This is a genomic window from Pseudonocardia sp. SID8383 (assembly GCF_009864975.1).
Lineage (GTDB): Bacteria > Actinomycetota > Actinomycetes > Mycobacteriales > Pseudonocardiaceae > Pseudonocardia > Pseudonocardia alni.
Genome location: NZ_WWFY01000109.1, coordinates 1 through 5406, shown reverse-complemented (window position 1 = coordinate 5406; position 5406 = coordinate 1). Strand labels below are relative to the sequence as shown.

Below are 5406 nucleotides of genomic sequence, written 5' to 3'. Positions count from 1 at the left end.
CGACGGGGCGGTGACGGTCGGCGGCGCCGGCCCGCTGCAGCCGGCCGACGGTGCGGACGCGGCGCTGGCCGAGGCCCGTCGCTCGGCGGAGGCGCTGGTCGCGCTGGACCGGGAGGGGGAGTGCGCGTCGGCGTCGGATCTCGGGTTCGCCGGGCTGCTGCTCGGCGAGCGCCCGGACGTCGCCGGGTACGTGCGCGGCATCCTCGGGCCCGTCGCCGAGCACGACGCGCGCCGCGGCAGCGAGCTGCTGCGCACCCTGGAGGCCTACTACGCCGCGGGCGCCAGCCCGACCCGGGCCGCGGCGGCGCTGCACGTGCACGTGAACACCGTGGCCCAGCGGCTCGACCGGGTCGCGTCGCTGCTGGGGCCGCGCTGGCAGGACCCGGACCACGGGCTGGAGCTGCAGCTCGCGTTGCGGCTGCACCGTCTGGGCACACCGCGACCGGAGGGGACACCGTGACCGACCGCAGCACCGACCCGACCACCGACCTCGGCACCGACCTCGCGGCCGTCGCGGCGGGGCTCGACGCCGAGGACCCGCTCGCCGGGTACCGCGACCGGTTCCTGCCCGTCGACGGCGTCGTCGCCTACCTCGACGGGAACTCCCTCGGCCGCCCGCTGCAGGCGACGGCCGAGCGGATGGAGCGGTTCGTGCGCGCGGACTGGGGCACCCGGCTGATCCGCGGCTGGGACGAGGGCTGGGTCGACCGGCCGCGCAGCCTGGGGGACCGGATCGGGGCGGCCGCGCTCGGTGCCGCGCCGGGGCAGGTCGTCGTCGCCGACTCCACGACCGTGCTGCTCTACAAGCTGGCCCGGGCCGCCGTCGACCACCAGGCGGCGGCGGGGCGCCGCGAGATCGTCGTCGACACCGACAACTTCCCGACCGACCGCTACGTGCTCGAGGGCATCGCCGCCGAGCGCGGCGCGGTCCTGCGGTGGATCACCTCCGACCCGGCCTCGGGCGTGACGCCCGAGCAGGTCGCGGCCGCCGTCGGGCCGGACACGGCGCTGGTGCTGCTGTCCCACGTCGCCTACCGCTCCGGGTTCCTCGCCGACGCGCCCGCGATCACCCGGACCGCCCACGACGCCGGCGCCCTGGTGCTCTGGGACCTGTCGCACTCGGTCGGGTCGGTCCCGGTCCGGCTCGACGCGTGGGGCGCCGATCTCGCCGTCGGCTGCGGCTACAAGTACCTGAACGGCGGCCCGGGCGCCCCGGCGTTCGGCTACCTCGCCGCCCGGCACACCACGACGCTGCGCCAGCCGATCACGGGCTGGTTCGGCCACCGCGCGCCGTTCGCGATGGGACCCGGCCACGAGCCGGCGCCCGACGTGCGCGCCCTGCTGTCCGGCACCCCGCCGGTGCTGGCGTCGGTGCCGCTGGAGTGCGGGGTGGAGCTGCTGGAGCAGGCCGGGATCGACGCCGTCCGCGCGAAGTCGGTGCGGCTCACCGGGTTCGCCCTCGACCTCGCCGACACCCTGCTCGCCCCGCACGGCGTCACCGTGGCCTCACCGCGCGACCCGGACCGCCGCGGCGGGCACGTCACGCTGCGCCGCGAGGACCTCGCCCAGGTCAACGCCCGGCTGTGGGAGCGGGGGGTCATCCCGGACTTCCGGGCCCCGGACGGCATCCGGATCGGGCTCGCGCCGCTGTCGACCTCGTTCGCCGAGGTCCTGGCCGGGATGACCGCGTTCGCCGAGGAGGTCGCCCGATGAGCGACGGCCGCACGAACACCCGGCCGCCGAACCTCACCTACTTCCCCGAACTCTGTGCCGTGCGGCCGACGATGTAGCGGGCCCTCACGGACCTGCGCGCGCCGCCGCGCCGACAGCCCCGACCGGTACTGCCGCGGGATCGCGTGTCCCCGGAAGTCCTGCCGGGACCCTCCGCGGGGTACGGGGGCGGCGGCCCCGGCGGGGGTGCCGGCTCAGTCGGTCGGGGCGTCGACCCCGGTCCCGGCGTCGTCCGGCTCCCCGGCGCCCTCGACCGGTTCCGGCTCGGCCGCGCCCTCCGACGTGGTGTCCGCGGACTCCTCGCGACCGGCCTCGGTGTCCCCGGCGTCGATCCGCCGGCCGAGCACCCGTTCCTCGAGCTCGTCGAGTGCGCGTTCCGGGTCGATCGGGGGGCTCTCGCGTCCGGTGTCGTTCTGGTCGTCGCTCACCCGACGGGGATACCCGGACGCCGCGAGGCCCATACCGGGTGCGGAGGCCTCAGAGCCCGACGGTCGGCTGGTCCAGGCGGACCCGGGCCAGGCGCTCCACGAGCTCGGGCAGCGCGCCCACCGGGCTGCCCCGCAGGTCGTCGCAGGCCTGGGCGACGGCGGCGACCACGGCGTCCCGGCTGATGGCCGGGCCGAGTTCGTCGACCAGCCGGCTGACGGCGTCGGTGGCCCGGGCGAGCTCCGGCGTCACCGCAGGCCACCGGCGGACCGGCGGCAGGTGTGCGTCCGACGACGACACGAACGGAGTCCGGAACGGATACCCATCTGCGTGTCGGTCATGACGATCCTTCCGTCGATCTTCACCCGGCCGAGGGGTAGGTACCCCGGGAGTGGCGCCTCAATCGCGTCGGGACGGGTGAACCCACGACCACGGAGCGCGATCGTGACACCCTGTCCCGTTCTGGGGTGGGCCGCACGAGGCACTGTCCGGCATGGTCGGCGGCCCGCGGAGACCGCCCGGACTGCTCGCCGAGATCGGCGCGACCCTGCCCTGCGGTGCGACGTCGGAGCTGCTCGGGACGGCGTGGCGCGGGGTCCCGCCGGACACCGGCGCCGTCGTCGGGCTGGTCGTCGCGGTGCTGGTCGGTGTGCTGGTCGGGGTGGTGGGCGCGGTCCGGTTGTTCCGCTGGGACCGCTGACCGGCTGCGCGTTCGGTCCGCGGGACCGAACGGGGCGCCGATCTTCGGTCCCGACGACCGAGGAATCGTGCGCCGATCTCCCTACCGTCTGCTCCATCGTTCCGTCAGAGCCGACGCGAGGAGGAAATCCGATGCGGACCTATGCACTGTCCGAACCGGTGAACGGTCACCACACCTGGCACGACGGCAAGCGCTACGCCTGGCTGCTGGGCCTGCTGGTCCCGGTCCTGCCGTTCCTCGCGATCGGTCTGCACCTGGCCACCGGCTGGTCGGTGGCGTTGTGGCTGGGTCCGATCGTCGTGCTCGGCATCGTTCCGACGATCGACCTGTTCGCGGGCAAGGACCCGACGAATCCGCCGGACGAGGTGATGGAGGAACTGGAGGAGGACCGCTACTACCGCTGGGTCACCTACGCCTACCTCCCGCTGCAGTACGCAGGCCTGTTCGCCGGGATGTTCTACATCGCCACCGCCGGGGCGCCGGTCGTCGGCAACATCGGTCTCGCGGTCACGCTCGGCACCGTCGCCGGCGTCGCCATCAACACCGCCCACGAGCTGGGCCACAAGCGCGAGGACGTGGAGCGCTGGGCCGCCAAGATCGCGCTCGCCCCGGCGTTCTACGGCCACTTCTACGTCGAGCACAACCGCGGCCACCACGTGCGCGTCTCCACCCCGGACGACCCGGCCTCGGCCCGGATGGGCGAGAGCTTCTACCGGTTCTGGCCGCGCACCGTGTTCGGCTCGCTGACCAGCGCCTGGCGCCTGGAGCGCAAGCGCTACGCCCGCCGCGACCGGCACCCGTTCCGGATCGGCAACGACGTCCTCAACGCCTGGCTGATGTCGGTGGTGCTGTGGGGCGCGATCGTCGCGTCGTTCGGCTGGGGCGTGCTGCCCTACCTGCTGATCCAGGCCGTCTTCGGGTTCACCCTGCTCGAGCTGGTGAACTACATGGAGCACTACGGGATGCTGCGCCAGAAGGTCGGCCCGCCGGACCGCCGCCGCTACGAGCGCGTGCTGCCCGAGCACTCCTGGAACTCCAACAACATCGCCACCAACGTGCTGCTCTACCACCTGCAGCGACACTCCGACCACCATGCGAACCCGGTCCGCCGGTTCCAGACGCTGCGCGACTTCCCGGAGGCCCCGGTCCTGCCGACCGGCTACACCGGGATGATGCTGGCCGCGACCGTCCCGCCGGTGTTCCGCCGGCTGATGGACCCGCTGGTGGTGGCGCACTACGACGGCGACCTGCGCTACGCCAACCTGCAGCCCGGCAAGCGTGACACGCTGCTCGCCGCCTACCCGCCGCCCGCCGACCCGGCCCCGGCCGCCGACACCGCCGCCGACGTCACCCGCCGCGCGCAGAGCGACGCCGTCACCGCGGCCCGCTGCCCCGGCTGCGGGTACACCTACGAGGTCGCCGCGGGCAACGAGGCCGAGGGCTTCCCGGCGGGAACCCCGTGGTCGCAGGTCCCCGACGACTGGTGCTGCCCGGACTGCGGGGTCCGCGAGAAGGTCGACTTCGTCGCGCTGACCACCGAGGAGGTCTGATGCGCATCGTCGCCGACCTCGACGCCTGCCAGGGCATCGGGATGTGCGAGGCCATGGCCGACGGCTGGTTCGAGGTGGGGGAGGACGACGTGGTCGTCGTCCGCGACGAGCACCCGCCCGAGTCCGAGCGGGCCCACGTCGACGCCGCCGTCCGCGCCTGCCCCGCCCGCGCACTGGCCCTGGAGAACTGAGCGCCGGGTCGCGACGCCCGCCCGGCACCGGATCCCCGGAGCCGGGCGGGCGTCGCGCTACGGTCGGTCCCGTGTCGACGGTGACCGCCCTGCTCGCCCGCCTCGCCACCGAGGTCCACGGCGACGTCGAGGCGCTCGGTGCGCGGGTGCTCGTCGAGATCGACGCCGGGCTGCCCGAGCTCGGCCGCGACCCCCGCGTGCGCGAGCTGCTGGTCGCCACCGTGCAGGGCTCGCTGGAAGGGGCGCTGGTCGTGCTGACCGGCCGGGCCCAGGACGACGTGCCGCTCCCCCCGGTCGCCGGGGAGCTCGCCCGCCGACTCGCCCAGCAGGGGGTCCCGGTCACGGTCGTCCTGCGGGCCTACCGGCTGGGCCAGTCGGTGTTCCAGCAGGAGCTCATCGGCCGCATCGCCGGGTCCGGGCTGGGGACGACCGAGGTCGGGGACGCCGTCCGTGCGCTCACCGCGGTCGCCTTCGGCTACGTCGACCGGGTCTCGGAGGAGATGGTCGCGGTCCACCAGGCCGAACGCGACGGCTGGGTCCGCCGCCGCGACGCGGCCCGGCTCGCGATGGTCGACGCGGTGCTCGCCGGGCGCGGCGGCACCGTCACCGAGGTCGAGGCGGCGCTCGGGCACCCGGTCGCGGGGGAGCACCTGGCCGCGGTGCTCTGGGTCGACCAGGACGCCCCCGATCCCGGCCGGGCCCTGGAACGTGCCGTCGGCGACGTCGGCGCCGCCCTCGGCTGCACCCGCGCCCCGCTCGTCGTCGCCCCGGACGCGGTCACCTCCTGGGCCTGGTACCCGGGCACGGG

Annotated in this window: 7 protein-coding genes and 1 pseudogene; 6 read left to right on the top strand and 2 right to left on the bottom strand. The window is 75.1% G+C overall.

Annotated features, from left to right (window positions below; translation table 11 throughout):
• On the top strand, nucleotides 1-460 hold a 460-nt coding region (locus GTW08_RS02610), incomplete at its 5' end, for a PucR family transcriptional regulator (protein ID WP_161151337.1).
• Nucleotides 457-1713, top strand: a complete 1257-nt coding sequence (locus GTW08_RS02605; RefSeq protein WP_073574385.1) for a kynureninase — start codon at nucleotides 457-459, stop codon at nucleotides 1711-1713. The genes GTW08_RS02610 and GTW08_RS02605, both read left to right, overlap by 4 nt.
• A gap of 212 nt (nucleotides 1714-1925) precedes the next feature.
• Here GTW08_RS02605 and GTW08_RS02600 read toward each other — a convergent pair whose 3' ends face one another.
• Both GTW08_RS02600 and GTW08_RS02595 read right to left on the bottom strand, forming a co-directional pair.
• Nucleotides 1926-2159, bottom strand: a complete 234-nt coding sequence (locus GTW08_RS02600; RefSeq protein WP_083658091.1) for a hypothetical protein — start codon at nucleotides 2157-2159, stop codon at nucleotides 1926-1928.
• 49 nt (nucleotides 2160-2208) lie between these two features.
• Nucleotides 2209-2409 (bottom strand): three-helix bundle dimerization domain-containing protein, encoded by a 201-nt coding sequence (locus tag GTW08_RS02595; protein ID WP_139282704.1) that lies wholly within the window; start codon nucleotides 2407-2409, stop codon nucleotides 2209-2211.
• 241 nt (nucleotides 2410-2650) lie between these two features.
• On the opposite strand from GTW08_RS02595, the gene GTW08_RS02590 reads away from it, so the two are divergent.
• The 4 genes and pseudogenes from GTW08_RS02590 to GTW08_RS02575 all read left to right on the top strand — a co-directional run.
• Nucleotides 2651-2857 (top strand): hypothetical protein, encoded by a 207-nt coding sequence (locus GTW08_RS02590; protein WP_073574382.1) that lies wholly within the window; start codon nucleotides 2651-2653, stop codon nucleotides 2855-2857.
• A gap of 131 nt (nucleotides 2858-2988) precedes the next feature.
• A complete protein-coding gene (locus tag GTW08_RS02585) occupies nucleotides 2989-4407 on the top strand; it encodes a fatty acid desaturase (protein ID WP_073574381.1) in 1419 nt (472 codons plus the stop codon).
• Complete coding sequence (locus GTW08_RS02580) at nucleotides 4407-4598, top strand: ferredoxin (RefSeq protein WP_062396337.1); 192 nt, start codon at nucleotides 4407-4409, stop codon at nucleotides 4596-4598. Before GTW08_RS02585 ends, GTW08_RS02580 begins: the two co-directional genes overlap by 1 nt.
• A gap of 71 nt (nucleotides 4599-4669) precedes the next feature.
• Nucleotides 4670-5406 (top strand): annotated as a pseudogene (locus tag GTW08_RS02575) (hypothetical protein); the annotation flags it as partial.

Coding starts and splice junctions, on each gene's coding strand:
- GTW08_RS02590 (WP_073574382.1), top strand. CDS start 2,651: ATGGTCGGCGGCCCGCGGAGACCGCCCGGACTGCTCGCCGAGATCGGC.
- GTW08_RS02585 (WP_073574381.1), top strand. CDS start 2,989: ATGCGGACCTATGCACTGTCCGAACCGGTGAACGGTCACCACACCTGG.
- GTW08_RS02580 (WP_062396337.1), top strand. CDS start 4,407: ATGCGCATCGTCGCCGACCTCGACGCCTGCCAGGGCATCGGGATGTGC.